The sequence below is a fragment of the Pseudomonas sp. genome (assembly GCF_050739935.1).
Lineage (GTDB): Bacteria > Pseudomonadota > Gammaproteobacteria > Pseudomonadales > Pseudomonadaceae > Aquipseudomonas.
The window spans coordinates 92,669-117,642 of the sequence record NZ_JBOICF010000084.1 but is presented as its reverse complement, the minus strand read 5'-3'; the positions used below and the strand labels follow the sequence as shown (position 1 = coordinate 117,642).

The 24,974-nt window shown below is 60.0% G+C and carries 20 protein-coding genes; 9 read left to right on the top strand and 11 right to left on the bottom strand.

Going from position 1 to position 24,974, the window contains the following annotated elements:
- Positions 1-22: 22 nt before the first annotated feature.
- Positions 23-733: a histidine phosphatase family protein gene (locus ACRER8_RS17120; RefSeq protein WP_431747406.1), complete on the bottom strand. Its 711-nt coding sequence runs from the start codon at positions 731-733 to the stop codon at positions 23-25.
- A 204-nt stretch (positions 734-937) separates the two neighbouring features.
- Between ACRER8_RS17120 and sohB the strand changes: the two genes are divergently transcribed.
- Positions 938-1,969 (top strand): protease SohB, encoded by a 1,032-nt coding sequence (sohB, locus tag ACRER8_RS17115; protein WP_431747405.1) that lies wholly within the window; start codon positions 938-940, stop codon positions 1,967-1,969.
- Between the two features lie 476 nt (positions 1,970-2,445).
- Here the strand turns inward: sohB and ACRER8_RS17110 are convergent, their stop codons facing one another.
- The 4 genes from ACRER8_RS17110 to metH form a co-directional block, all read right to left on the bottom strand.
- Entirely contained in the window at positions 2,446-2,940 is a 495-nt protein-coding gene (locus ACRER8_RS17110; protein WP_431747404.1) for a DUF934 domain-containing protein, read from the bottom strand.
- On the bottom strand, positions 2,924-4,582 hold the full coding sequence (locus ACRER8_RS17105; protein WP_431747403.1) for a nitrite/sulfite reductase: 1,659 nt from the start codon (positions 4,580-4,582) through the stop codon (positions 2,924-2,926). Before ACRER8_RS17105 ends, ACRER8_RS17110 begins: the two co-directional genes overlap by 17 nt.
- Before the next feature lie 461 nt (positions 4,583-5,043).
- Positions 5,044-5,283: a DUF2970 domain-containing protein gene (locus ACRER8_RS17100; protein WP_431747402.1), complete on the bottom strand. Its 240-nt coding sequence runs from the start codon at positions 5,281-5,283 to the stop codon at positions 5,044-5,046.
- 103 nt (positions 5,284-5,386) lie between these two features.
- Positions 5,387-9,097 (bottom strand): methionine synthase, encoded by a 3,711-nt coding sequence (metH, locus tag ACRER8_RS17095; RefSeq protein WP_431747401.1) that lies wholly within the window; start codon positions 9,095-9,097, stop codon positions 5,387-5,389.
- Positions 9,098-9,267: 170 nt separating this feature from the next.
- On the opposite strand from metH, the gene ACRER8_RS17090 reads away from it, so the two are divergent.
- The 3 genes from ACRER8_RS17090 (at position 9,268) to nfuA (ending at position 13,743) form a co-directional block, all read left to right on the top strand.
- A complete protein-coding gene (locus ACRER8_RS17090) occupies positions 9,268-11,580 on the top strand; it encodes a fatty acid cis/trans isomerase (RefSeq protein WP_431747400.1) in 2,313 nt (770 codons plus the stop codon).
- A 449-nt stretch (positions 11,581-12,029) separates the two neighbouring features.
- A complete protein-coding gene (locus tag ACRER8_RS17085) occupies positions 12,030-13,052 on the top strand; it encodes an acyltransferase family protein (protein ID WP_431747399.1) in 1,023 nt (340 codons plus the stop codon).
- 97 nt (positions 13,053-13,149) lie between these two features.
- On the top strand, positions 13,150-13,743 hold the full coding sequence (nfuA, locus tag ACRER8_RS17080) for a Fe-S biogenesis protein NfuA (RefSeq protein WP_110949778.1): 594 nt from the start codon (positions 13,150-13,152) through the stop codon (positions 13,741-13,743).
- A gap of 283 nt (positions 13,744-14,026) precedes the next feature.
- Here the strand turns inward: nfuA and ACRER8_RS17075 are convergent, their stop codons facing one another.
- From ACRER8_RS17075 to ACRER8_RS17065, 3 genes are all read right to left on the bottom strand, one after another.
- Entirely contained in the window at positions 14,027-15,076 is a 1,050-nt protein-coding gene (locus ACRER8_RS17075) for an alkene reductase (protein WP_431747398.1), read from the bottom strand.
- Between the two features lie 81 nt (positions 15,077-15,157).
- Entirely contained in the window at positions 15,158-16,324 is a 1,167-nt protein-coding gene (locus tag ACRER8_RS17070; RefSeq protein WP_431747397.1) for an MFS transporter, read from the bottom strand.
- Between the two features lie 25 nt (positions 16,325-16,349).
- Positions 16,350-16,652, bottom strand: a complete 303-nt coding sequence (locus ACRER8_RS17065) for an ArsR/SmtB family transcription factor (RefSeq protein ID WP_431747396.1) — start codon at positions 16,650-16,652, stop codon at positions 16,350-16,352.
- A 248-nt stretch (positions 16,653-16,900) separates the two neighbouring features.
- Between ACRER8_RS17065 and ACRER8_RS17060 the strand changes: the two genes are divergently transcribed.
- Positions 16,901-17,497, top strand: a complete 597-nt coding sequence (locus ACRER8_RS17060) for an ACP phosphodiesterase (RefSeq protein WP_431747395.1) — start codon at positions 16,901-16,903, stop codon at positions 17,495-17,497.
- Here the strand turns inward: ACRER8_RS17060 and ACRER8_RS17055 are convergent.
- Both ACRER8_RS17055 and olsB read right to left on the bottom strand, forming a co-directional pair.
- Positions 17,458-18,246: a lysophospholipid acyltransferase family protein gene (locus tag ACRER8_RS17055; RefSeq protein ID WP_431747394.1), complete on the bottom strand. Its 789-nt coding sequence runs from the start codon at positions 18,244-18,246 to the stop codon at positions 17,458-17,460. The two genes, ACRER8_RS17060 and ACRER8_RS17055, sit on opposite strands and share 40 nt — an antisense overlap.
- Positions 18,246-19,001, bottom strand: a complete 756-nt coding sequence (olsB, locus tag ACRER8_RS17050) for an L-ornithine N(alpha)-acyltransferase (RefSeq protein ID WP_431747393.1) — start codon at positions 18,999-19,001, stop codon at positions 18,246-18,248. Before olsB ends, ACRER8_RS17055 begins: the two co-directional genes overlap by 1 nt.
- Before the next feature lie 234 nt (positions 19,002-19,235).
- Here olsB and ACRER8_RS17045 point away from each other — a divergent pair, with 234 nt between their 5' ends.
- Together ACRER8_RS17045 and ACRER8_RS17040 are read left to right on the top strand one after the other, a co-directional pair.
- Entirely contained in the window at positions 19,236-19,460 is a 225-nt protein-coding gene (locus ACRER8_RS17045) for a hypothetical protein (RefSeq protein WP_431747392.1), read from the top strand.
- 19 nt (positions 19,461-19,479) lie between these two features.
- Positions 19,480-20,637 carry a phospholipase D-like domain-containing protein gene (locus ACRER8_RS17040; protein ID WP_431747391.1) on the top strand — a complete coding sequence of 386 codons (1,158 nt, stop codon included), beginning with the start codon at positions 19,480-19,482 and terminating at the stop codon, positions 20,635-20,637.
- Positions 20,638-20,856: 219 nt separating this feature from the next.
- On the opposite strand, the gene ACRER8_RS17035 is transcribed toward ACRER8_RS17040, so the two are convergent.
- The gene (locus ACRER8_RS17035; protein ID WP_431747390.1) at positions 20,857-22,380 is read right to left on the bottom strand and encodes a fumarate hydratase; all 1,524 of its coding nucleotides are present in this window, start codon (positions 22,378-22,380) and stop codon (positions 20,857-20,859) included.
- A gap of 451 nt (positions 22,381-22,831) precedes the next feature.
- Between ACRER8_RS17035 and ACRER8_RS17030 the strand changes: the two genes are divergently transcribed.
- Both ACRER8_RS17030 and ACRER8_RS17025 read left to right on the top strand, forming a co-directional pair.
- Positions 22,832-23,953 carry a diguanylate cyclase domain-containing protein gene (locus ACRER8_RS17030; protein ID WP_431747389.1) on the top strand — a complete coding sequence of 374 codons (1,122 nt, stop codon included), beginning with the start codon at positions 22,832-22,834 and terminating at the stop codon, positions 23,951-23,953.
- Complete coding sequence (locus ACRER8_RS17025) at positions 23,946-24,875, top strand: iron-sulfur-binding ferredoxin reductase (RefSeq protein ID WP_431747388.1); 930 nt, start codon at positions 23,946-23,948, stop codon at positions 24,873-24,875. Before ACRER8_RS17030 ends, ACRER8_RS17025 begins: the two co-directional genes overlap by 8 nt.
- Positions 24,876-24,974 lie beyond the last annotated feature (99 nt).

Here is a 24,974-nt window from a genome sequence, read left to right as displayed (position 1 = left end):
TTGCGGGTGCGGTTGGCCGGGCTCAGCGGTAGGTGATGAGCTCCGGCGCCTTCATCAGTTGCAGATGCGCGTGACTGTTGAAGGAAGCCAGGGACACCTCACGACCACGAAATTTCAGTTGGTTGAGCGAGGTGTTGACGATTTGCCAGTTGAGTTCGAATGCCTGGGTTGCTGGCATTTGAGTGATGAGGTGGAGCAGGGCGGTGATGGTGCCGCCCGACGTGAACACGGCGATGCGATCGCTCGGGCCGGCACTGTCCAGAATGCGCGCAAGGCCACTTTGTACCTGCTCGACGAACGCGAGCCAGCTCTGCAGCGCCGGGGTGTCATGCTGCCCGCCCAGCCAGCGTCCGATGATCAGTGCGAACAGACGCTGAAATTCTGCGCGGTTGTGCGCGGCGTTACGCATGACTTCCAGCGCTTCAGGCTCGTCGGGCAACATCGCCGGGAGCAGGGCGCGGATCACGGCTTCGGCGTCGAATTCGTTGAACGCGGAATCGGTTTCGAGCATAGGCGTCGCGAGGCCTGCGGCATCCAGTTGCGCCAGGGCAGTTTCGGCGGTGTGGCGCTGGCGAAATAGACTGCCGCAGATGCAGCGATCGAACCTCAACCCCAGTTGCGCCAGGTGTGCGCCGAGGACTTCGGCCTGGCGATAACCGGTCGGCGAGAGGACATCGTAATCGTCCGCACCAAAGGAGGCTTGGCCATGTCGTATGAGGTAGATGCTGCCCACGTCCACGTCATCCCGGTACGTTGAAAGTGATGCGAGGTTATGAGGACGGCGCAGGGTCTGTCAATAAAAAAACATACGCTTGTTTGAATTGCTCGATTGTCATGATCTTTGACAGTCGTCTGGCTGGCTCGGCGCAAGGCGCGCCGGTATGCTGGGTCCATTCGCGATCCTGTCTCGGATCTGACGTGTAGGTAAGGAGCTTCTGTGGAGTTTATTTTCGATTACGCCAGCTTTCTGGCAAAAACCGTTACCGTGGTGATCGCCATTGTCGTGGTGCTGGTGGTCATCGCCTCGATGCGTGGTCGGGGCCGGCGCAGCGGTGGCGGTCAGTTGCACGTGACCAAGCTCAATGATTTCTACAAGGGCCTGCGTGATCGTCTGGAGGGTTCGCTGCTGGACAAGGCGCGCCTAAAGGCCCTTCGCAAGTCCCAGGCCAAGGAGCAGAAGAAGGACAAGAAAGACAAAAACCAGGCGGTGGTCAAACCTCGCGTCTATGTCCTGGATTTCGACGGTGATATCAAGGCCTCGGCCACCGAGAGCATGCGGCACGAGATCACTGCGCTGCTGACGCTGGCCACGGACAAGGACGAGGTGGTACTGCGCCTGGAGAGCGGCGGCGGCATGGTGCACAGCTACGGGCTGGCCTCTTCGCAACTGGCGCGTATCCGTCAGGCGGGCATTCCGCTGACCATCTGTATCGACAAGGTGGCAGCCAGCGGCGGATACATGATGGCCTGCATTGGCACGCGAATCATCAGTGCGCCGTTCGCCGTGCTGGGTTCTATCGGCGTAGTCGCGCAACTGCCCAACGTCAATCGCCTGCTGAAAAAGCACGATATCGATTTCGAAGTGTTGACCGCCGGCGAATACAAACGCACGTTGACCGTGTTTGGTGAAAACACCGAAAAGGGTCGTGAGAAATTCCAGCAGGATCTGGACATCACCCACGAACTGTTCAAGAACTTCGTCGCCAGTTATCGGCCGCAGTTGCAGATCGATGAAGTGGCGACCGGCGAGGTCTGGCTGGGAATGGCGGCCAAGGACAAACAGTTGGTCGACGAGTTGAAGACCAGCGATGAGTACCTGTCCGAGAAAGCCAAGACCGCCGAGGTGTTCCACCTGCACTATGCCGAGCGCAAGAGCCTGCAAGAGCGCGTGGGGTTGGCCGCCAGCAGTTCGGTGGATCGGTTGGTGACAGGGTGGTGGAGCAAGTTGATGCAGCAGCGTTTTTGGTGACCCGCCCGCGCTGCGGCGTGCTGTAGGAACGCTGGCGAATGCGGCGGGCCAGCCGACATCGAGGTATCTGCTCTGCCGCGTTTCTGTAGGAGCCGGCTTGCTGGCGAAAGCGGTGGATCAGCCACCATCGAGGTATCTGCTCTGCCGCGTTTCTGTAGAAGCCGGCTTGCTGGCGAAAGCGGTGGATCAGCCACCATCGAGGTATCTGCTCTGCCGCGTTTCTGTAGAAGCCGGGTTGCTGGCGAAAGCGATGGATCAGCCAGCATCGAGGTATCTGCTCTGCCGCGTTTCTGTAGGAGCCGGCTTGCTGGCGAAAGCGGTGGGTCAGCCAGCATCAAGGTAGCTGGTCTGCCGCGCTCGCCAGCAGGCCGGTTCCTACAGTGTGTATGACGTCAGCGATATATACAGTGCCCAAACAAAAAGCCCCGGCTTCTCACGAAACCGGGGCTTTTCGTTGCGCGTCGATCAGTGTCGAATCAACGACGACGGAACAACGGCAGTGGCTCGTCGGTTGCAGCCTGATACGTCACCGAAAAATCCTTGAGGCTTTCCAGTGCTTCGTACGGGTCTTTGTCGGCACGGATCGCGAAGGCATCGAAACCGCAGCGATGCAGGTAGAACAACTGATCACGCAATACATCGCCAATTGCCCGCAACTCGCCTTTGAAACCATAGCGATCACGCAGCAGGCGCGCATTGGAGTAGCTGCGGCCATCGGTGAACGCCGGGAAGTTCAGGGCAATGACCTGGAATTGATTGGCGTCATCACCGAGTTCCTCGGCTTCTTCGTCGCTGTCCAGCCACACGCCCAGACCGCCGTCGCGGGCCTTGAGTGCGTGGGCGTGTTCACGCCACAGAGCCAACGGCACGATCAGGTCATCGCAGTTGGACAGGCCGTCAAGGGTAGTGTCCTTGGGCAGCAGGTGCCAAGTCTCGTCGATGACTTCGTTGTTCTTAATGATTCGCTGCATAGACGCGCTCCTTGAAGGGGTCGATGCCGATCCGCTGATAGGTGTCGATGAAGCGCTCGTCTTCGTTGCGTGTTTCGACGTAGACGTTGATCAGCTTCTCGATTACATCCGGCATGGCGTCCTGCGCGAACGACGGGCCAAGGATCTTGCCCAGGCTCGCATCCCGGCTGGCGCTGCCGCCCAGGGAAACCTGATAGAACTCTTCGCCTTTCTTGTCCACGCCCAGAATGCCGATATGGCCGACGTGGTGGTGACCGCAGGCATTCATGCAGCCGGAGATGTTCAGGTCCAGCTCACCGATGTCGAACAGGTAATCCAGGTCGTCGAAGCGGCGCTGGATGGATTCGGCAATCGGAATCGACTTGGCGTTGGCCAGCGAGCAGAAATCACCCCCAGGGCAGCAGATGATGTCGGTCAGCAGGCCAATGTTCGGCGTCGCGAAACCTTGTTCACGCAACTCACCCCACAGGGTGAACAACAGGCTTTGCTCGACGTCAGCCAGGATCACGTTCTGCTCGTGGGACGTGCGCAGCTGGCCGAAGCTGTAGCGCTCGGCCAGATCGGCGATGCCGTCCAGTTGCTTGTCAGTGACGTCACCCGGCGCAACACCGGTCGGTTTCAGTGACAGCGTCACAGCGGCATAACCAGGCTTTTTGTGAGCCAGCACATTGCGCGCGCGCCAGCGGGCGAAACCGGGATGTTCCTTGTCCAACTGAGCCAGCTCTGCGCTGTAGTCAGTCAGGACCTTGTATTCAGGATCGACAAAATGCCTGGCGACACGATGTACTTCGGCTTCGGTCAGGGTGGTCTGGCCGCCACGCAAGTGGGCCATTTCCGCCTCGACCTTCTCGGCGAACACTTCCGGGGTGAGCGCCTTGACCAGGATCTTGATCCGCGCCTTGTACTTGTTGTCGCGACGACCGTAACGGTTGTACACCCGCAGGATGGCATCCAGGTAGCTCAACAGATCCTGCCAGGGCAGGAACTCATTGATGAACGCACCCACGACCGGGGTACGACCCAGACCACCGCCCACCAGGACGCGGAAGCCCAGCTCGCCCGCGGCGTTTTTTACCGGCTCAAGGCCGATGTCGTGAACTTCGATGGCAGCGCGGTCGGAAGTCGAACCGTTGATCGCAATCTTGAACTTGCGTGGCAGGTAGGCGAATTCCGGGTGGAACGTCGTCCACTGACGCACGATCTCGCACCACGGGCGCGGGTCAACCAGCTCATCGGCAGCGACGCCTGCAAACTGGTCCGTGGTGACGTTGCGCAGGCAGTTACCGCTGGTCTGGATCGCGTGCATCTGCACGGTCGCCAGTTCAGCGAGGATGTCGGGGATGTCTTCCAGCGCCGGCCAGTTGAACTGCACGTTCTGGCGGGTGCTGATGTGCGCGTAGCCCTTGTCGTAGTCGCGGGCGATCTTCGCCAGCATGCGGGCCTGGCGGGAGGTCAGCTGGCCGTAAGGCACAGCCACGCGCAGCATCGGGGCGAAGCGCTGAATGTAGAGGCCGTTTTGCAGGCGAAGCGGGCGGAACTCTTCTTCGCTAAGCTCGCCGGCCAGGTAGCGGCGGGTCTGGTCGCGGAACTGCTTGACGCGGTCCTCGACGATCCGCTGATCGTACTCGTCATATACGTACATGGTGGTCCTGTTCTCAGGCGGTTCACTGCTGCTTAGACGGCCCAAAACAGGCGATGCGTTGTCGCGATGACTTCAGGCCGCTGAACAAATCTGCGCGCACGGTCGCGCAGCCCCAAACGGAGCTGGGGGAGGTTAACAGTTTGCAGATATGCGCAAAAGTGATGTTTGAATATAAGCAAAGAACCGAACGTGCTAAGCCCTTCGTCAGTTGCTCATAACCCCATTTGTGATAAGGACAAAGCTCGACTTTACTCAGGGTTGAGTCAGGTCAAACGTCTGCGATCCACTCTGCAATCACCAATAAGACTTAAAAGAGGCGATGCAATGAGAAATCACCACCCTAAAGTTGCCAAGTCCGACAGCCATGTGGATGCCTGGGCGATCCTTTTCATCATCATTCTCGTCGTGGGGGCTGCGGTGTTCTGGGTGAGCCATCAGTAGCCCAGGCGTTGAACCCTGAATCAGCGCAGGGCGAAGTACAGCACCAGTTGCACGATGCCCATCAGCGCCAGGGCGAACACAGCGGTAAAGACAATACCGATGATCACGAAATGCGCAGGCTTGCCGTGAGTGAAGTCACGCGCGCGATTCTTGTGACTTTGCACGCCAAACGCCGCGGCCATGACGCTGTGCAGCATCTGCCAGAAGGTGGGTGGCTTGTCGTCGGGTTGTTGCTGCGCGTTTTCGGATGGATTTTCCATTTCTCCTCCAGCGTCTGGAAGTGCTGAAGAAAGAATAGCTGGAAATCTGGCCAGGTCCCTCTGTAACAGCCCGGCGGGCTGCTACAGAGGTGTGCCAGATGGATTACTCGTCATACCCGAGATTCGGCGCCAGCCAGCGCTCGGTCACGCGCATCTCCTGAGCTTTGCGAGCGTTGTAGCTTTGCACCTGGTCCTTGTCGACCTTGCCCACCGCGAAATACTGCGCCTGTGGGTGGGCGAAGTACCAGCCGCTGACCGCCGCCGCCGGGAACATCGCGTAGTGCTCGGTGAGGAACACACCGCTGATGCCTGGCTTGCCTTCGCCCTGAGTCGGGTCGAGCAGGTCGAACAGCACGCCTTTTTCGGTGTGGTCCGGACAGGCCGGGTAACCGGGAGCAGGGCGGATGCCGATATATTTCTCCTTGATCAGATCTTCATTGTCCAGCTGTTCGTCGGTGGCATAACCCCAGTAATTCTTACGCACTTGCTGGTGCAGCCATTCGGCGCAGGCCTCGGCCAATCGGTCGGCCAACGCCTTGACCATGATTGCGTTGTAGTCATCGCCCTTGTCCTGATACGCCTTGGACACTTCTTCGGCGCCGATGCCCGCGGTGGTAATGAAACCACCCACGTAATCGGTCACGCCGCTGTCTTTCGGCGCGACGAAGTCGGCCAGCGAAAAGTTCGGCTTGCCATCGGTCTTGATGATCTGCTGACGCAGATGATGCAGCTTGGCCAGCGGCTGGCCTTTGTCATCGAACAGCTGGATGTCATCGTGATCGACCTGATTGGCCGGCCAGAAGCCAAACACCGCGCGGCTGCGGATCAGTTTCTCGTCGATCAGCTTGTGCAGCAGTTCCTGCGCATCGTTGAACAGCGACGTTGCCGCCTCACCCACCACTTCATCGGTGAGGATGCGCGGGTACTTGCCAGCCAGATCCCAGGAGATGAAGAACGGCGTCCAGTCGATGTAATCCACCAGCACGTTCAAGTCGATGTCTTCCAGCACCTTGACCCCGGTGAAAGTCGGTTTGACAGGCTCGTACGCAGCCCAGTCGAACTGCGGTTTCTTGGCGATGGCGGCGCTGTAGCTCAAACGTTCGGTGCGGGCACTGCGGGCTGAGGTGCGTTCGCGGACCTCAACGTATTCGGCGCGGGTCTTCTCGATGAAGCCGGCTTTCAACTCCTTGGACAGCAGCTGCGTGGCGACACCCACTGCGCGTGAGGCGTCGGTGACGTAAATCACCGCATCGTTGCTGTATTTGGGTTCGATCTTCACTGCCGTATGGGCTTTGGACGTGGTCGCGCCGCCGATCATCAGCGGCAGGCTGAAATTCTGCCGCTGCATTTCGCGAGCGACATGCACCATCTCGTCCAGCGACGGAGTAATCAGGCCGGACAGGCCAATGATGTCGCATTTTTCATCCTTGGCGACTTGCAGAATCTTCTCTGCAGGCACCATCACGCCTAAATCGACGATGTCGTAGCCATTACAGCCCAGCACCACGCCGACGATGTTCTTGCCGATGTCATGCACGTCGCCCTTGACCGTGGCCATGAGGATCTTGCCCTTGGCCTCCGGCTTATCGCCTTTTTCCGCCTCGATGAAGGGAATCAGATGGGCCACCGCCTGTTTCATCACGCGGGCGGATTTCACCACCTGCGGCAGGAACATCTTGCCGGAGCCGAACAGATCGCCGACCACGTTCATGCCAGCCATAAGCGGGCCTTCGATGACTTCGATCGGCCGCGCGAAGGACTGGCGCGACAGCTCGGTGTCTTCAACGATGTGAGTGGTGATGCCCTTGACCAGCGCGTGCTTGAGGCGTTCGTTGACCTCCCAACCACGCCATTCCTCGGTTTCAGCTTCCTTGACCGAGCCGTCGCCTTTGAACTCATCGGCGATCGCCAGCAGCACTTCGGTGCCTTCTTCGCTGCGGTTCAGGACCACGTCTTCCACCGCTTCACGCAGCTTGGCCGGGATCTCGTCGTAGATCTCCAACTGGCCAGCGTTGACGATGCCCATGGTCAGGCCGTTGCGGATCGCGTGCAGCAGGAATACCGAGTGAATTGCCTCGCGTACCGGGTTGTTGCCACGGAACGAGAACGACACGTTGGACACGCCGCCGGAGGTCAGCGCATACGGCAGCTCGTCGCGAATGTAGGCACAGGCGTTGATGAAATCGACCGCGTAGTTGTTGTGCTCCTCGATGCCGGTAGCGATGGCGAAGATGTTCGGGTCGAAGATGATGTCTTCCGGCGGGAAGCCGACTTCGTTGACCAGAATGTCGTAGGAGCGTTTGCAGATTTCCTTCTTGCGCGCTTCGGTGTCGGCCTGACCGGCTTCGTCGAAGGCCATGACCACCACCGCAGCGCCGTAACGCTTGCACAGTTTGGCGTGATGGATGAACTGCTCGACGCCTTCTTTCATGCTGATCGAGTTGACGATGCCCTTGCCCTGAATGCACTTGAGGCCGGCTTCGATCACTTCCCATTTCGAGGAATCGATCATGATCGGAACGCGCGAGATGTCCGGCTCGCCAGCGATCAGGTTGAGGAAGGTCACCATGGCCTTCTTCGAGTCCAGCATGCCTTCGTCCATGTTGATGTCGATCACCTGGGCTCCGGCTTCGACCTGCTGCAGGGCGACTTCCAAGGCTTCGGTGTAGTTGTCTTCACGGATCAGGCGGGCAAATCGGGCGGAACCGGTGATGTTGGTGCGTTCGCCGACGTTGACGAACAACGACTGGCGATCGATGGTGAACGGCTCCAGACCCGACAGACGACAGGCTTTCGGGATGTCCGGGATCGTACGCGGCGGATACTTGCCGACGGCGTTGGCGATGGCCTTGATATGCGCCGGAGTCGTACCGCAGCAGCCCCCGACGATATTGAGGAAGCCGCTCTGGGCGAACTCTTCGACGACCCTGGCCATTTCGGCAGGTGACTCGTCGTATTCACCGAACTCGTTGGGCAGGCCCGCGTTGGGGTGCGCCGAAACCTGGGTATCGGCCTTGTTCGACAGCTCTTCCAGATAAGGGCGCAGCTCGCTGGCGCCCAGGGCGCAGTTCAAGCCCACCGAGATAGGCTTGGCATGACGCACCGAGTTCCAGAACGCTTCGGTAGTCTGGCCCGAGAGCGTGCGGCCGGAAGCGTCGGTGATGGTGCCGGAAATCATGATCGGCAATTCGAAGCCGATTTCATCGAATACGCCCTGCACGGCGAAGATCGCTGCCTTGGCGTTCAAGGTGTCGAAAATGGTTTCGATGAGGATCAGGTCCGCACCGCCTTCGATCAGCCCCTTGGTGGCCTCGGTGTAGTTCTCCACCAATTCGTCGAAGGTCACGTTGCGGTAGCCGGGGTTGTTGACGTCCGGCGATAGCGAGCAGGTGCGGCTGGTCGGGCCGAGCACGCCAGCGACGAAGCGTGGCTTGTCCGGGGTTTCCAGGGTCTTGGCGTCGGCGACGGTGCGGGCCAGTCGCGCGCCTTCGACGTTCAGTTCGTACACCAGCGCTTCCATGCCGTAATCGGCCTGGGAGACCTGGGTCGCGTTAAACGTGTTGGTTTCGAGAATGTCGGCGCCAGCGTCCAGGTATTCCTTTTCAATCGCGCCGATGACATCCGGGCGAGTCAGGATCAGCAGGTCATTGTTGCCTTTCACGTCGCTTGGCCAGTCGGCGAAACGTTTGCCGCGGTAGTCTTCTTCTTCCAGACGATAACTCTGGATCATGGTGCCCATGCCGCCATCGAGAATCAGAATGCGTTCCTTGAGAGCTTGATGAAGTGCTTGAAGACGCGCGTTGCGATCTGACATTGGCTTACCCGGATGAAGAAGACGGAAAAATGGTGACGCTCAAAGGTGCGAAATAATAGCAAACCTGTGCCGTTTTAAACCGGCGCGGGATTTAAATGAATTCTGCTCATGTTGACGGCTGCTCGCGACAGGTAGAATCATCGGGTTTTTTATTTCAGGACGCCCGTTCCATGTTGCATCGCTTGTTCGCCATCACTGTGGCCTTGTTGTTTTGCGGTGCAGCGTTTGCGCAATCGCCCCCGTCGTCACCAGCCATTTCCCCTGCTATCTCCTACAGCCGCGACATTCAGCCGATCTTCACCGAGAAGTGCGTCGCCTGCCACGCCTGCAACGATGCTGCCTGCCAGTTGAACCTGGGCAGCGGCGAAGGCGTGTTGCGCGGTGCTTCGAAAGTGCCGGTGTACCAGGGCGATCGGAGTCGGGCCGTGGCGCCGACGCGGATCTTCTACGACGCCAATGGCCCTGAAGCGTGGCGCAAGAAAGGCTTCTATTCGGTGCTGGACGGGCAAAGCAATCAGGCTGCATTGATGGCCAGGATGCTGGAATTCGGTCACAGCACGCCGCTGGTGCCCAATGCAAAACTGCCGGATAACATCGCGTTGGGGCTCAATCGCGCGAACATGTGCCCGCTGCCGCAAGAGTTCGAGGGCTACGCCAAGGCCCATCCCGGTCAAGGCATGCCGCTGGCGGTGACTGGCTTGACCGACGCGCAATACAACACACTGCAGAGTTGGCTGGCGGCGGGCGCTCCGGTGGAGCAGACGCCGGTGCAGGCGAGTGCAGGCGAGTCTGCGCAGATCACTGAATGGGAGAACCTGCTCAACCGTCCCGGTTCAACCGAGGCACTGGTCGCTCGCTGGCTGTATGAGCATCTGTTCCTGGCGCACATCTATTTCGCCGATGGCGAGCCGGGGCATTTCTTTCAATGGGTGCGTTCACGCACGCCAAGCGGCCAACCGGTGGATCTGATCGCTACCCGCCGTCCCGATGACGATCCCGGCACCAATTTCTATTACCGTCTGATGCCGGTGCAGGGCGTCATCGTGCACAAGACCCATATCACTTATCCAATGAGTCCGCAGAAGCTGGCGCGGGTCAAGCAGCTGTTCTACAGCGGCAACTGGCACGCCACCGAGCTGCCGGGGTATGGCCCGCAGCGGCGCGCCAACCCTTTCGATACCTTCAAGCAGATCCCGGCGGTCGCGCGTTATCAGTTCATGCTGGATAACGCAGAGTATTTTGTGCGCACTTTCATCCGCGGCCCGGTGTGTCGTGGCGAGATTGCCACCGACGTGATCCGCGATCATTTCTGGGCGCTGTTCCAGGATCCCGCTCACGATCGTTACATCACCGATGCCGTTTACCGCGGCAAGGCGACGCCGCTCCTGGCGATGCCCGGACAAAACGATAACGTGGGCAGCGTTTTGAGCCTGTGGCACAACTACCGCGACAAGCGCAACGAATACGAAGACCTGCGCAGCGATGCTTACGCGCATATGCCGCCGCCGGGCTGGGCGACGCTCTGGGCAGGCAACGACAACGCCTTGCTGACCATCTTTCGCCATTTCGACAGCGCCACGGTCAACAAGGGCCTGATCGGCGCTCTGCCCACCACCGTGTGGCTGTTCGATTACCCGCTGCTGGAACGGACCTATTATCAGTTAGTGGTTAATTTCGACGTGTACGGCAACGTCTCGCATCAGGTTCAGACCCGTCTGTATTTCGACCTGATCCGCAACGGCGCCGAAGTCAACTTCCTGCGGCTGATGCCGGCGAACAAACGTGACGACATCCTCGGCAGCTGGTACCAGAACGGCGGCAAAGTGAAGATGTGGCTGGATTACCAGGCCATCGACGACGACACGCCGAGCGGTATCAAACTCGACGAGAAAGACCCCAAGCATGACTTTGAACGCAAGCTGATCGAGCGCGCGGGCACGCTCAATGCCGCGCCCGATCCGATCAACCATTGCCGTGGCGCCTATTGCTCGCGGCAGGGCGTGGGGCCGGTGTTCAGCGACGTAGAGCAGTCCCTGAGCCGTCTGGTGTCGCGTCCGGCGGCGGGGCTGCGTGTCATCGAGTTGTTGCCGGAAGCGACGATGCTGCGTATTCAGGATGGCAGCGGCAAGCGCATCGTCTACAGCATGTTGCGCAACCGCGCGCACAGCAATGTGGCGTTCCTGCTGGGCGAAGCGTACCGCTATCAACCGGGTCTCGACACGCTGACGATTTATCCGGGCGTCCTGAGCAGCTACCCGAACTTCATCTTCAACGTCCCGGCCAATGAAGTGAACGCGTTTGTCGATGCGATGGAGCACGCCCACGAGCACAAAGAGGCTTTCGACAGGATCGTTCAGCGCTGGGGCGTGCGTCGTAGCAACCCACTGTTCTGGACATATTTCCACGACCTGGACCGCTACATTCAAGAGACCGAACCGCAGGAGGCTGGGGTGTTGGATATGAATCGGTATGAGAACTTGTAAGCGGTAGTTCTGACACACCGCAATCTCCTGTGGGAGCCGGCTCGCTGGCGAACCGGGAGCGTCAGTCGATAAATGTGCAGCTGACCCACCCCGATCCCTTGTAGGAGCCGGCTTGCTGGCGAACCAAGAGCGTCAATCGATAAATGTGCAGCTGACCCACCGCATTCGCCAGCAAGCCGGCTCCTACAGGAGATTGCGGTGGTCAGTACCCATTTTCCGGCCGGCCCGCCGCAAATTAGTCACGAAAAATTCAAATCCACGTGGCCCCCATACACGCTGGTCGAAACCCAAAAACCCTTATAAAACATGGCCTGCAGCCATTATGCAGCCCGTCAGTTCTGCCGAACCTTTTCGCACCGGCGTTAGTCGGAACCCGTGAGTCGTCCTGCAAGCGTGGGCTTTTTGAGGTCCTGGTCGTGGGTCAAACCAGAGTAAGCAAGAGGTTGCAGATGTTGATTTCGGTTCAAGCCCTGCGGGCACTCGCCGCGTGGGTTGTTGTGTGTCACCACTTCATGCAGATTTTTTTCGACTTCCATCCCAGCGGCCCGATTGGCCGTTTCTTCACTGAAAAAGGCGCTGTCGGCGTCGACATCTTTTTCGTCATCAGCGGCCTGGTGATCTACCTGTCTACGGTGGATAGGGACATTCCCGCCAGCCGCTTCATGCTCAACCGCATTATCCGGATCGTGCCCGCCTATTGGCTCTACACCCTGGTCATGGGCCTTTTGGTCTTGGTCGCGCATCCGCTGTTGCCGCATCAGGTAGTGGATTGGCAGAGCTTCATGCTGTCGCTTATGTTCATCCCGTCGGAAAACCCCGGCGGCTACGGGCTGTACCCGACGCTGAACGTTGGCTGGACGCTGAATTACGAAATGCTGTTTTACGTACTGTTCTCGATGGTGTTCCTGTTCCAGCAGCGTCTGCGCCCGCTGATAATCGCCGCCGCACTGTTCGCCGTGACCGACGTGCTGGGGCGTTCCGGGTTGATCAGCCGATTTTATGCCAACGATATCGTGTACGAATTCCTGCTCGGTATCGGCATCGGCGTCATTTACCGCCGCGGCTGGATCACCGAGCGTCTGTGGCTGCCACTGTTGGCCATCGGCGGTGCGTTGCTGGCCATCAAGGAATTGCAGCCGGACCTGCGATTCATCCATTGGGGCGTGCCCAGTGCCGTCATAGTAGTGGCATGCATCTCCCTGGAGCCGTACCTGCGCGGCAGCCGTCTGTTGAAAACCATGGGCGACTGCTCCTATTCGGTGTACCTGCTGCACGTTCTGGTGCTGTACGGCGGCTGGCTGGCGACCGAACGTTACGGGCTGAACCCTTACGTGGCGTTTGCCGTGTGCGTGCCGGTCATCGCATTGGGCGCGTGGCTGAGCTATGAATGGATTGAGAAGGGTCTTTATCGCCGGATGAAGGGCTGGTTGGACAGCAGAAGGGCGGTCAGCGAAACAGCAGCGCTGTCTTGAGCGAGTCTTTCGTCGCGTAGTACCTGAGCGAAATACTAGGACTTTGTCAGTTGCCACGGAATGGCGTAAACTGCGCCCACGTCTGCGAGGAATTTTCATGACCGCTATTACTATTACCGATGCCGCCCACGATTACCTGGCCGATCTGCTGCAAAAGCAGAACACCCCCGGCATCGGCATCCGCGTGTTTATTACCCAGCCTGGCACCCAATACGCTGAGACCTGCATCGCCTACTGCAAGCCGGGCGAAGAGAAGCCGGAAGACAAGGCCATCGGCCTGAAAAGCTTCACGGCCTGGATCGATTCGTTCAGCGAGGCATTTCTGGACGACGCAGTGGTCGATTACGCCACCGACCGCATGGGTGGCCAGCTGACGATCAAGGCGCCGAATGCCAAGGTACCGATGGTCAATGCCGACAGCCCGATCAACGAGCGTATCAATTATTATCTGCAGACCGAGATCAACCCCGGTCTTGCCAGCCATGGTGGCCAGGTGACGTTGATCGACGTGGTCGAGGAAGACGAGGCCAACATCGCCGTGCTGCAATTCGGCGGTGGTTGCCAGGGTTGCGGACAGGCCGATGTGACGCTCAAGGAAGGCATCGAGCGCACATTGCTCGAGCGTATTCCCGAGTTGGCCGGTGTGCGTGATGTGACTGACCATACGCAGAAAGAGAACGCTTACTACTAAGCGAATGCCGTAGCGCGAAAAGCCCCGACTGGTTCGGGGTTTTTTTTGGAGTGCCGTAACGCTTTTCGCAATGCTGATGCCGGACACACTCTTCTACACCTCTGATCAACTGTAGAAGCCGGCTTGCTGGCGAACGCGGTGGGTCAGGTATGGATATGTTGCCTGACACTCCGCGTTCGCCAGCAAGCCGGCTCCTACCGTGGGTGGTTGTGTATGACAATCAGCAATGCGAAGAGCGTTAGCTTGAGCCTCCGATTCCCGATGCCAATATCAATTCCCCTATTTACAGCGTCGGATAATCCACATACCCCACCGGCCCCTTAGCGTAGAAGGTCTCAGGATGCGCGTCATTCAACGGCGCGTCTTTCGCCAGCCGCGCAGGCAGGTCTGGGTTGGCAATGAACGGCACGCCGAATGCAACGGCGTCAGCCTTGCCGCTGGCCAACCAGGCATTGGCGCTGTCCTTGGTGAACTTCTCGTTGGCAATGAATACTCCACCAAACGCCTCTTTCAAACGCGGTGCCAGGCTGTCGTCCAGTTCGCGCTCACGGGCGCAGATAAAGGCGATGCCACGCTTGCCCAACTCCTTGGCAACGTATGTGAACGTTTCGGCCAGGTTATCGTCACCCATGTCGTGAGAATCAGCGCGCGGCGCCAGGTGCACACCAACGCGCCCCGCGCCCCAGACTTCAACGACTGCATCAGTCACTTCCAACAGCAGACGCGCGCGGTTTTCCAGGGAGCCGCCATAGGCGTCGGTGCGTTTGTTGGTGCTGCTTTGCAGGAACTGATCGAGCAGATAACCGTTGGCGCCGTGGATCTCCACGCCGTCGAAACCGGCAGCCTTGGCGTTCTCGGCGCCTACCCGGTACGCGTCGACGACGTCTTCGATTTCAGCCAGTTCCAGTGCACGTGGCGTTGGGTAGTCGGACAGCGGACGCACCAGGCTGACATGACCTTTAGGCTGAATGGCACTCGGGGCAACCGGCGCTTCGCCATTGAGGTAGTTCGAATGCGAAATACGGCCCACGTGCCACAGTTGCAGCACGATCTTGCCACCTGCGGCATGCACGGCCTTGGTGATGTTGCCCCAGCCGCGAACCTGATCGGCGGACCAGATGCCCGGAGTATCCGGATAACCGACGCCCATCGGGGTGACCGAAGTCGCTTCACTGATGATCAGACCGGCAGAGGCGCGCTGCACGTAATACTCGGCCATCATCGCGTTGGGCACCCGGCCTTCGTCGGCGCGGCAGCGGGTCAGCGGGGCCATGATGATGCGGTTGGCCAGGTCGAGTTCGCCGATCGTGATCGGGTCAAAAATGGTGGTCATCGGGGAAATCCTCAATGCAATCGGTAATAAGTGAATCCGCAGTGTGTTGACGCAACTTTCTGTAACTCTGATTCTGAAAGATCAGTTCGCAAGAGCAGCCAGCCCGGCATCGCCGCGCTGACGGAAATTGATCAGGGTCACCAGCAGGGCCAATACCGCCAGGCCACCGGCTGCCAATGGCACGCTGGTCAGGCCGAAGCCGTGAGCGATGACGCTGCCACCCACCCACGCGCCGAGGGCATTGCCGACGTTGAAGGCGCCGATGTTCAGGGTCGAAACCAGGTTCGGTGCTTCCTTGCCGAAGGTCACGACGTTGATCTGCAGGGCAGGCACGGCGGCGAAGGCAGCGGTGGCCCAGAGAAACAGCGTCACTTCGGCCGGAATCAACGCAACGCTGGTCCAGCTCAGGGCGGTCGAGATCACGGCCATGGCGATGAACACACCGATCAGCGTGGCGGCCAGACGTCGATCAGCCAGCTTGCCGCCGATGATGTTGCCAACGGTCAGACCCAGGCCGATCAGCAGCAGGGTCCAGGTCACGCCCAGTGGCGAAACGCCGGTGACTTCGCCCAGCAGCGGCGCGACGTAGGTGAACAGGGCGAACATCGACGCGGCGAACAGCGCGGTCATGCTCAGCGACAGCCAGATGCCGATGCCTTTGAGGGCGCGTAGCTCGGCGCGCATGTCGAGTTTTTCTTCATCACGTTTGGCCGGTAGAAAGCGGATCAGACCGATGAAGGCGATGACGCCGATCACTGTGACCGCATAGAAGGTCGAGCGCCAGCCAGCCTGTTGACCCAGCGCGGTGCCCAGTGGCACGCCCAGCACGTTGGCCAGGGTCAGGCCGGTGAACATCAATGCAACGGCCGAGGCGCGGCGGTTGGCTGGAACCAGACCCGCAGCCACCACCGAGCCGATGCCGAAGAATGCGCCGTGACACAGGGCGGTGATCACCCGGGCGAACATCAGGATGTTGTAGTCGGCAGCGACGGCGCAAAGCAGGTTGCCGATGATGAAAATCCCCATCAGCGTGACCAGCGCGCCCTTGCGCGGCAGTCTGGCGGTGGCCATGGCCATGAACGGCGCGCCAATGGCGACACCCAGCGCATAGCCGGTGACCAGCCAGCCGGCACCGGGAATACTGACGCCCAGGTCAGTGGCAACGTCGGGCAGCAGGCCCATGATGACGAACTCGGTTGTCCCGATGGCGAAGGCGCTCAGGGCCAGGATAAGAAGCGATAGAGGCACGGGGGCGTCTCCTTTGAATGGGTGTTCAGAGCTGTTTTGTCAGCTCCTGCAAAAACGCCTGAATGACGTCTTCGTTACGTTTGAAAAAATGCCACTGGCCGTATTTCTTGCTGGTGATCAGGCCAGCGCGTTGCAAGGTGGCCAGATGCGCCGAAACCGTGGATTGCGACAGACCGGCGCGTTGGTCGATCTGACCGGCGCACACGCCGTTCTCCAGCGAGTGATCCTGATCGGGGAAACAGGCGTAGGGCTCCTTGAGCCAGACCAGAATCTGACGGCGAACCGGGTGGGCCAGGGCTTTTATTATTTCGTCGAGGTCGATAGGCATGTCGTTCTCAATCCGTGTGTAGCGGTATATCGCGATGGGGCGAACTTTATATCTGTAAATCGCGATATACAAATATGATTTGGTGCTTAGTAAAGCGTGAATCGGTATATCGGGTTATAACGATATATAGCGCTTACCTTGCGGGAGCGGATTTATCCGCGATGGCAGCTTTACAGGCGCAACAAATGTGGTGAAGGTACTGACGTCTCGCGGATAAATCCGCTCCCACAGGTTCGCGCCATACGCTGATGAATTACCTCGCACACCTCCATCTGGGCGGTCAGACGCCTGCGCAACTGCTCGGCAGCCTGTACGGCGATTTCGTCAAAGGGCTGTTGCCGGGTCGGTTTCCCGTGGACATTGAAGATGCCATTCGGCTCCATCGACGCATTGACGCCTTCACCGACGCTCATCCCCTGATCAAGCAGGCAATGGGGCGTTTTCCGGCTGAGCGTCGGCGTTATGCCGGGATCGTGCTCGACGTGTTTTTCGATCACTGCCTGGCGCGGGACTGGGCGCTCTATTCGGATGTGCCGCTCAATGCCTTCACCAACAAGGTCTATCGAGTGCTGGCCAACGAACCGGAGTTGCCCGAACGTCTGGCGATGATCGCTCCGCGCATGGCGGCGCAGGATTGGCTGGGCTCGTATGTGGATTTCGAGGTGGTCGGCAATGCGCTCGCCGGGATTTCCCGACGCCTGTCGCGCCCCGAAGGGCTAGCCGGCGCCATGCAGGAGCTGCAGGCGCTTTATCGGCCATTGAGCGAAGATTTCAGCGAATTCTACCCGCAGCTTCAGGCCTTCGCTCAGGCTGCCTTGGCCGCTGGCCGGACTTGCGCAGGCTGAACGGCCTCGCCAAACAACGCTGTATGCACCGCCTGCTGGGCTTCGAACGCCAGTGCCGCGCGCTCCTTGTTCTGGGACTCGATGGGCGTCAGCAAATGGATGTGCACATCACTCACGTGGTTGGCGAAGAGTCGACGCAAGTGCGATAGCAGGTCGTCATCACCCACGAACGGCGCGATCTGATCAGGCTTGCCATCGCGCAGGTATTGAATCGCCACGGGCTGCACCGCGACCTCGGTCTCAATCGCGCTGGACAGCAGGCGACCATGAAACGTGCGCAGGCTGCGGCCATCGGTGGTGGTGCCTTCGGGGAAAATCATCAGCGAATGATTGCCCAGCAAGTGCTGGCCCATCTGCTTCTGAATCAGCTTGCTGTCGCCTGACCCGCGCCGGATGAACAACGTGCCGGCCTTCAACGCCAGCCAACCGGCCACCGGCCAGGTACGCACCTCCGCCTTGGACAGAAACGACAGCGGCGCGAGCATGCCCAGCAGCGGGATATCGGTCCACGACACATGATTGCTGACCCACAACATTGGCTGGCCCGGCAGCTTGCCGCTGACGGTCACGCGAAACGGCAGGGCGGCACTCAGTCGCGCCATGAACCAACTGGTCCAGCGCTGGCGACGGGCCATGGAGTTGCCGACGCGCAGGCGTTCCATCATCGCGAAAGTGCCGGCGATGGTCAGCCCCAGGGCTATGACCGCCAGTACGCGGATAACGCGCGCATGACTGCGCAGCGTACTCATCAGACTGCTGCCTTGAAGTGGCGGGCATAGCGCGGGCACAACTCGTCGCGCTTGAGCAGGATGAACACGTCGGCCACCTGGAAATCCTCGTCCCAGCACGGTTCGCCGCAGATCTTCGCACCCAGGCGCATGTAGGCCTTGAGCAATGGCGGCATTTCACAGATCACGTTGTTCGGCAGATCGAGACTTGGCAGCGGCTTCTTCGGTTCAGCACGCAGGTGTTCGGTGCTCAGATAACGCTCGCGCAGGCGTTGCATGATTGCGTGCGCCTGAATGCCGCCGTCCTGCATCGGGATGCTGGCGCAGCCCATCAGGTAGCTGTAACCGCCTTTGTTGAGTACCTCGGCCAGCTCGCTCCATAGCACCGCGATGGTGCCGCCGTTGCGATAGGCCGGGTCGACACAGGTGCGGCCCAGCTCAAGGATCGGGCCTTGCAGATGATCCAGGCCGTGCAGGCTGAATTCTTCTTCACTGTAGAAACGGCCCAGGGTGTTGGCGGCCTTATGATCGAGCAAGCGAGTGGTGGCGACCAAGCGGCCACTGCTGAGGTCACGCACGCCGATGTGCATGCAGTGGAGGTCATAATTGTCGATGTCCAGGCCAAGCTCGGCGCCCTTGAGCTTTGCGTTGAATTCGCCACTGAACACGCTGAAGCGCAAAGCCTGTGCTTCCTGCATGGCTTGGGGGCCGATCAGGTGTTCGGCCTGCAGGCGACGTTCGGAGCGGGTGTCTCGAATACTGGCGATCTGAGTCATGGGCGTCTCCGTGAGCCAGCCTTCGTCCAGGCCGGTCGACTGATTATTCGAAGCATTGGGGTACGACTGCAGGCTAGGGAGGGCCGATGTCACCACCATTAAGCTTTGGTGATGGTTGCGTGACAGGGGAAAGGGCCGCAGAAGCGTTCGACGGCCGGACGCGAACGAACGGACTTGTTTGCCTGCGGTCAGACAGCCGGATAAGGTTGCCCCATTCGCGCCTCTGGAGTTCTCATGCCCACTTTCATCCGGCTGTTGCTGGCCTCGCTCGCCGTCCTGGCGCTGCCTGCTCAGCCCAATTGGTATCTGCATAGCCAGTCCGCGCGCCTGTCGTTCAGCTTCACCAGAATCACCGGCATCTCCAAAGTCCGTCGCTTCCTCGATCTGCAGCGCGGCGTCGGCCCCAAGGGCATTGACTCTTTTGCGGTTGGTTTTCTGCGTCCGTCGGTGCTGTCTTGATCTTCATGGCGCGCTGAACATGAGAGGCGCGATCTTTCCGTGGCGTGAAGAAAACCATTTCAATCTGCTGATCGACGGCCCGGCGTTTTTCCCGCGCATGATCGCCGCCATCGAGGCCGCGCAGCAGCAAGTGGAGTTGGAGCTGTATTTGGTAGAAGCCGGCGTCTGCGCCGAAGCCGTGGTCCAGGCGCTGGTCAATGCAGCGAAGCGTGGGGTGATCGTGCGTTGCCTGTTCGATGATTTCGGCGCGCTGGCATTTACCCTGGGCCTGCGCACGCGCTTGACCGAAGCGGGCGTGATTTTGCGTTTCTACAATCGCGTGCATTGGCGCCGGGGCATTCGCAATTTTTACCGGGATCATCGCAAGCTGCTGTTGGTCGACAAAGCGCTGGCCGTGGTCGGGGGAACGGGCGTAACCGACGAATTCTGGCGGCCGGATCTGGACAGCAGCGAATGGCACGAAGTCATGGTGGAGATCCGCGGTCCGCTGGTGCTCGACTGGCAAGCGCTGTTTGACCGTCAGTTTCACGCCAACTCTCGACGCCGCGCCTGGCGCCCGGCGGAAAATTTCGGCCTTCCCCGACTGCCGAGAGCGCCGGTCAGCGGTCACGGTCTGGGCCGCGTGGCGTACGCTGACTCCCGCCAACATCGCGACATTCTGCAATCGCTGGTTCGTTCGCTGAACACCAGCAAGAAGCGTATCTGGCTGGCGACTCCTTATTTTTTGCCGACCTGGAAAGTCCGCCGCGCATTGCGTCGGGCTGCCTCACGCGGCGTCGATGTGCGCCTGCTGCTGACCGGCCCGCGCACCGATCATCCTTCAGTGCGCTACGCAGGCCACCGGTATTACCCGCGTCTGCTTAAGGCGGGGGTGAAAATCTTCGAATACCAGCCGTGTTTCCTGCACCTGAAAATGGTGCTGGTGGACGACTGGGTCAGCATCGGCTCGTGCAATTTCGATCACTGGAACCTGCGCTTCAATCTGGAGGCCAATCTTGAAGCGATGGACCCATCCTTGACCTTGGCTGTGAGCGATAGCTTCGAGCGGGACTTTCGGGTCAGCAGTGAGGTCAGCCTGGAAGACTGGCAGTCGCGCCCGCTCTGGCGGCGGGTCAAGCAACGGCTGTGGGGCTGGGTGGATCGATTGGTGGTCAATGCGCTGGATCGGCGAGACTGAATCGGCGAATTGCCCGGCCGTAATGGCGATCTTGCGCACGTTACCGCCGGCAACCCGAACCGCTCAAAAACGTACAAGCGCCGCTCCATGGGTGTAGTACTACGCGGTTACCAGCGTCGGCGGGCTATTGCACGCAGTGGGTAAATGATTGGCCATCGACGCAGGCATGAAAAAGCCCGGCACTCAGGCCGGGCTTTTTCGTAGCTGATAGCGAAGGGCTTACTGCACTTCTACCGCCAGGCTTTCACTGATCTTCTTCTGCCAGATGGCAGGACCCGTGATGTGTACCGACTCGCCTTTGCTGTCGACAGCGACAGTGACCGGCATGTCCTTGACTTCGAACTCGTAGATCGCTTCCATGCCCAGTTCCGGGAATGCCAGGACCTGCGATTTCTTGATCGCCTGCGCAACCAGGTAGGCAGCGCCGCCGACGGCCATCAAGTAAACAGCCTGATTGTCCTTGATCGCATCGATGGCGGTCGGACCGCGCTCGGATTTGCCGATCATGCCCAGCAGGCCGGTCTGTTCGAGAATCTGCCGGGTGAACTTGTCCATACGGGTGGCGGTGGTCGGGCCGGCCGGGCCTACCACTTCGTCACCGACCGGATCGACCGGGCCGACGTAATAGATGAAGCGACCTTTCAAATCGACCGGCAGGGTTTCACCCTTGTTCAGCATCTCGACCATGCGCTTGTGCGCTGCGTCGCGGCCAGTGAGCATCTTGCCGTTGAGCAGAACGGTTTCGCCCGGTTTCCAGCTTTGCACGTCTTCCGGGGTCAGGGTGTCGAGATTGACACGGCGAGCCGACGGACCTGCTTCCCAGACGATTTCCGGATAGGCGTCCAGCGGCGGAGCTTCCAGTGAAGCCGGGCCGGAACCGTCGAGCACGAAGTGGGCGTGACGGGTCGCAGCGCAGTTGGGGATCATGCAGACCGGCAGCGAAGCTGCGTGGGTCGGGTAATCCATGATCTTCACGTCGAGTACGGTGGTCAGACCGCCCAGGCCTTGGGCGCCGATGCCCAGCTGGTTGACCTTCTCGAACAGCTCCAGACGCATTTCTTCCAGACGGTTCGACGGGCCTCGAGCCTTGAGCTCGTGGATGTCGATGGAATCCATCAGAACTTCCTTGGCCATGACCGCAGCCTTCTCGGCGGTGCCGCCGATGCCGATGCCGAGCATGCCAGGCGGGCACCAGCCAGCGCCCATGGTCGGAACGGTTTTCAGCACCCAGTCAACGATGGAGTCGGACGGGTTGAGCATCGCCATCTTCGATTTGTTTTCCGAGCCGCCGCCCTTGGCCGCCACGTCCACTTCCACGGTGTTACCCGGCACGATGGAGTAGTGGATGACCGCCGGGGTGTTGTCCTTGGTGTTCTTGCGAGCCCCCGCCGGGTCGGCGAGGATCGAGGCGCGCAGGACGTTTTCCGGCAGGTTGTAGGCGCGACGCACGCCTTCGTTGATCATGTCGTCCAGGCTCATGGTGGCGCCATCCCAGCGCACGTCCATACCGACGCGAACGAAAACGGTGACGATGCCGGTGTCCTGGCAAATCGGACGATGGCCGGTGGCGCACATGCGCGAGTTGATGAGGATCTGAGCCATGGAGTCGCGCGCGGCCGGCGATTCTTCGCGCAGGTAGGCCTCGTGCATAGCCTGGATGAAATCGACGGGGTGGTAATAGGAGATGAACTGCAGGGCGTCGGCGACGCTCTGAATCAGGTCATCCTGCTTGATCACGGTCATGGGTGTTCTCCTCTATCAGGCGGGAACATTTATAAGGCGGTCGGCGCAAGAACGTCGGGCGCTCCACGCAAACGGCCATTGGCTCGGCTGCCGCTCAGGCGCAGCGGCAGGAAAAAGGCGCGGCAGTATACCGCGTGGCCATCGGCGCGACACCCTGACGCAAGGTAAACCTTGGTCGAAGCGCCCGAGCGGTCGTCCGGCGAGCAAGAGTACGGACGAATGCCCTGTGGATTTCCGTCGGACGGCCGTTATGGTGGTTGAGCGGAAGGTTTTTCGAGCCGATTTGTTTACCCCCGCCGTCGACGTAGCATGCGTTGGCGAACGGTCCCGTTTCCTCTACATTGGGAACCTTGCCAGATGATCGAAGTGCGTCTTGCCGCGTTGGCGGGAGGCACCACCGGCCAGCGATGCGACGCAGGTCCATCTAGCCGGACAGGACGACCTTTACCCGATGATTATCCAACCTCATATAGATGGATCTATCCAGCGCCTGCGGTTCAAGCGTTTTGCGCTGGCAGCGGGCACGTATGTGCTGCTGATCGTGCTCGTCTGGGTGGCGTATTGCGCCGGATACTATTACGCGGATTTCTTCGGACTGTGGCTGACCACCGTGCTGGTGCTGCTGTCTCAGGGTGTGCTGAGCCTGGTGTTTTTCGGCGAGTACAACAAACGCTTCAAGGATCCGAGCCTGACCGAGTTTCAGGTGCTCATGGGGCTCGGCTGGCAAACCTTTCTGCTCGCTCATCTGGAGTCCGCCAGGGGCACTTTCATGGTGCTCTATGTGCTAGTGCTGCTGTTCGGCCTGTTTCATCTTCCGCCGAAGGTGTTCACCCGATGCGCCATCCTCGCCTTACTTGGCTTCACCGGTTTGAATCTGTGGGACGTCTTCCAGGACCAGCTCGATGATCCGGGCCTTGCCGCCTTGCAGACTTGCGCGCTGTTTATCGTGCTGGGCTGGCTGTGCTTGTACGCGCGCTTCGTGCAAAGCTCCCGTCAGCGCATGCATCAGCATCGGATCACCTTGCAGGCACACCAGGAAACCTTACGCGGGATGATGTTCCAGCTCGAAGAGCTGGCTTCCACCGATGAGCTGACCAACCTCTACAATCGCCGCCACTTTCTGCGTCTGGCCACCCGCGAGATGGAAACCATGGACGGCTCCTACACCGAGGGTCTGGCGCTGATCGACATGGACCATTTCAAACGGGTCAACGACCTGCTGGGCCACGCCGCGGGCGACCGCGTGTTGCAAGTGTTCGCCACGACCGCGACCCAATGTCTGCGCGCGGACGATGTCCTTGCGCGCTACGGCGGCGAGGAATTCGTCCTGTTGATTCCTCGCTGCACCCGAAGTCAGCTGGTCGAGTGCTGTGAGCGCGTGCGTGTTGCCTTTGAACAGGTAGTGATCCCCGAACTGCCGGGCCTGGAACTAAGCCTGTCGGTCGGCATGACCCTCGTCGAGCGCGGTGACGACATGGATCGCGCATTGCAACGTGCCGATCAGGCGCTGTATCGCGCCAAGCATCTGGGGCGCAACTGTTGTCACGGGGCATGGGATTACGTCGATGCCTGAGATACGCGCCGGGAATCGGCAATGGTCAGTCACTGCCGGTTGCAACCTGCTCGATGCCTTGAACAGTGCAGGCGTGTCGGTTCCCTACAGTTGTCGGGCGGGCAGTTGCCACACTTGTCTGGTGCGCTGCATGCGTGGCGAGCCGCTGGACGCCCTGCCTGAGGCGCTGGATGCCAGTCAGCGAGAACAAGGCTGGCGCCTGGCCTGTCAGTGTCGGGTGATGGATGACCTATGCGTGGAAGTCTTCGATCCGCAGCGCGATGGTTCGCCAGCCCGGGTCAGCGGTTACGACTGGCTAAGCCCTTCGGTATTGCGCCTGCGCCTTGAGCCCGAACGTACGCTGCGCTATCGCGCCGGGCAGCATCTGGTGTTGTGGACAGCGAGCGGCATTGCGCGTCCCTATTCGTTGGCGAGCCTGCCGGGCGATGAAGGGTTTCTTGAGTTTCACATCGATTGTCACAAACCCGGCGTTTTCGCAGACGTTGCTCGCACCTTGAACCTCGGTGACGCGATTCGCCTGGGCGAGTTGCGCGGCGGCGCGCTGCAATACGACCCTGACTGGCAGGATCGACCGCTCTGGCTGCTCGCTGCCGGCACTGGCCTCGGGCCGCTGTGGGGCCTGTTGCGCGAAGCATTGCGTCAGCAGCATCAAGGCCCGATCCGGGTGATGCACGTGGCTCGTGAGCATTACCTTGCGGCGCAGTTGCAGACGCTGGGCGCCGAGCATGCACAGCTACAGGTCGAGTTGATAAAACCTGAGGATTTCCAAGCTGCGCTGTCAGGACTGCGCGTCACTTCTCGCCAGACCATCGCGTTGGTGTGCGGTAGCCCGGCGAGTGTCGAAATGTTTTCCAAACGCTTGTACATCGCCGGACTGCCGCGTGGGCAGTTGTTGGCGGATGTGTTTCTGGAAAAAGTCTGAACGGGCGATTTGATGGTCATATGTTGCCCGACTGTAACAGCACGGCCTGCTGGCGACGGCAAGCGGGACTGCTACAGGACCCGGTTGAGCCCGGACACA

What these genes read in the sequence shown, in the direction of transcription:
- ACRER8_RS17110 (WP_431747404.1), bottom strand. Translation starts at nt 2,940, where the DNA reads ATGCAGCGAATCATTAAGAACAACGAAGTCATCGACGAGACTTGGCAC.
- ACRER8_RS17105 (WP_431747403.1), bottom strand. Translation starts at nt 4,582, where the DNA reads ATGTACGTATATGACGAGTACGATCAGCGGATCGTCGAGGACCGCGTC.
- ACRER8_RS17100 (WP_431747402.1), bottom strand. Translation starts at nt 5,283, where the DNA reads ATGGAAAATCCATCCGAAAACGCGCAGCAACAACCCGACGACAAGCCA.
- metH (WP_431747401.1), bottom strand. Translation starts at nt 9,097, where the DNA reads ATGTCAGATCGCAACGCGCGTCTTCAAGCACTTCATCAAGCTCTCAAG.
- ACRER8_RS17090 (WP_431747400.1), top strand. Translation starts at nt 9,268, where the DNA reads ATGTTGCATCGCTTGTTCGCCATCACTGTGGCCTTGTTGTTTTGCGGT.
- ACRER8_RS17085 (WP_431747399.1), top strand. Translation starts at nt 12,030, where the DNA reads ATGTTGATTTCGGTTCAAGCCCTGCGGGCACTCGCCGCGTGGGTTGTT.
- nfuA (WP_110949778.1), top strand. Translation starts at nt 13,150, where the DNA reads ATGACCGCTATTACTATTACCGATGCCGCCCACGATTACCTGGCCGAT.
- ACRER8_RS17075 (WP_431747398.1), bottom strand. Translation starts at nt 15,076, where the DNA reads ATGACCACCATTTTTGACCCGATCACGATCGGCGAACTCGACCTGGCC.
- ACRER8_RS17065 (WP_431747396.1), bottom strand. Translation starts at nt 16,652, where the DNA reads ATGCCTATCGACCTCGACGAAATAATAAAAGCCCTGGCCCACCCGGTT.
- ACRER8_RS17060 (WP_431747395.1), top strand. Translation starts at nt 16,901, where the DNA reads ATGAATTACCTCGCACACCTCCATCTGGGCGGTCAGACGCCTGCGCAA.
- ACRER8_RS17055 (WP_431747394.1), bottom strand. Translation starts at nt 18,246, where the DNA reads ATGAGTACGCTGCGCAGTCATGCGCGCGTTATCCGCGTACTGGCGGTC.
- olsB (WP_431747393.1), bottom strand. Translation starts at nt 19,001, where the DNA reads ATGACTCAGATCGCCAGTATTCGAGACACCCGCTCCGAACGTCGCCTG.
- ACRER8_RS17045 (WP_431747392.1), top strand. Translation starts at nt 19,236, where the DNA reads ATGCCCACTTTCATCCGGCTGTTGCTGGCCTCGCTCGCCGTCCTGGCG.
- ACRER8_RS17040 (WP_431747391.1), top strand. Translation starts at nt 19,480, where the DNA reads ATGAGAGGCGCGATCTTTCCGTGGCGTGAAGAAAACCATTTCAATCTG.
- ACRER8_RS17035 (WP_431747390.1), bottom strand. Translation starts at nt 22,380, where the DNA reads ATGACCGTGATCAAGCAGGATGACCTGATTCAGAGCGTCGCCGACGCC.
- ACRER8_RS17030 (WP_431747389.1), top strand. Translation starts at nt 22,832, where the DNA reads ATGATTATCCAACCTCATATAGATGGATCTATCCAGCGCCTGCGGTTC.
- ACRER8_RS17025 (WP_431747388.1), top strand. Translation starts at nt 23,946, where the DNA reads ATGCCTGAGATACGCGCCGGGAATCGGCAATGGTCAGTCACTGCCGGT.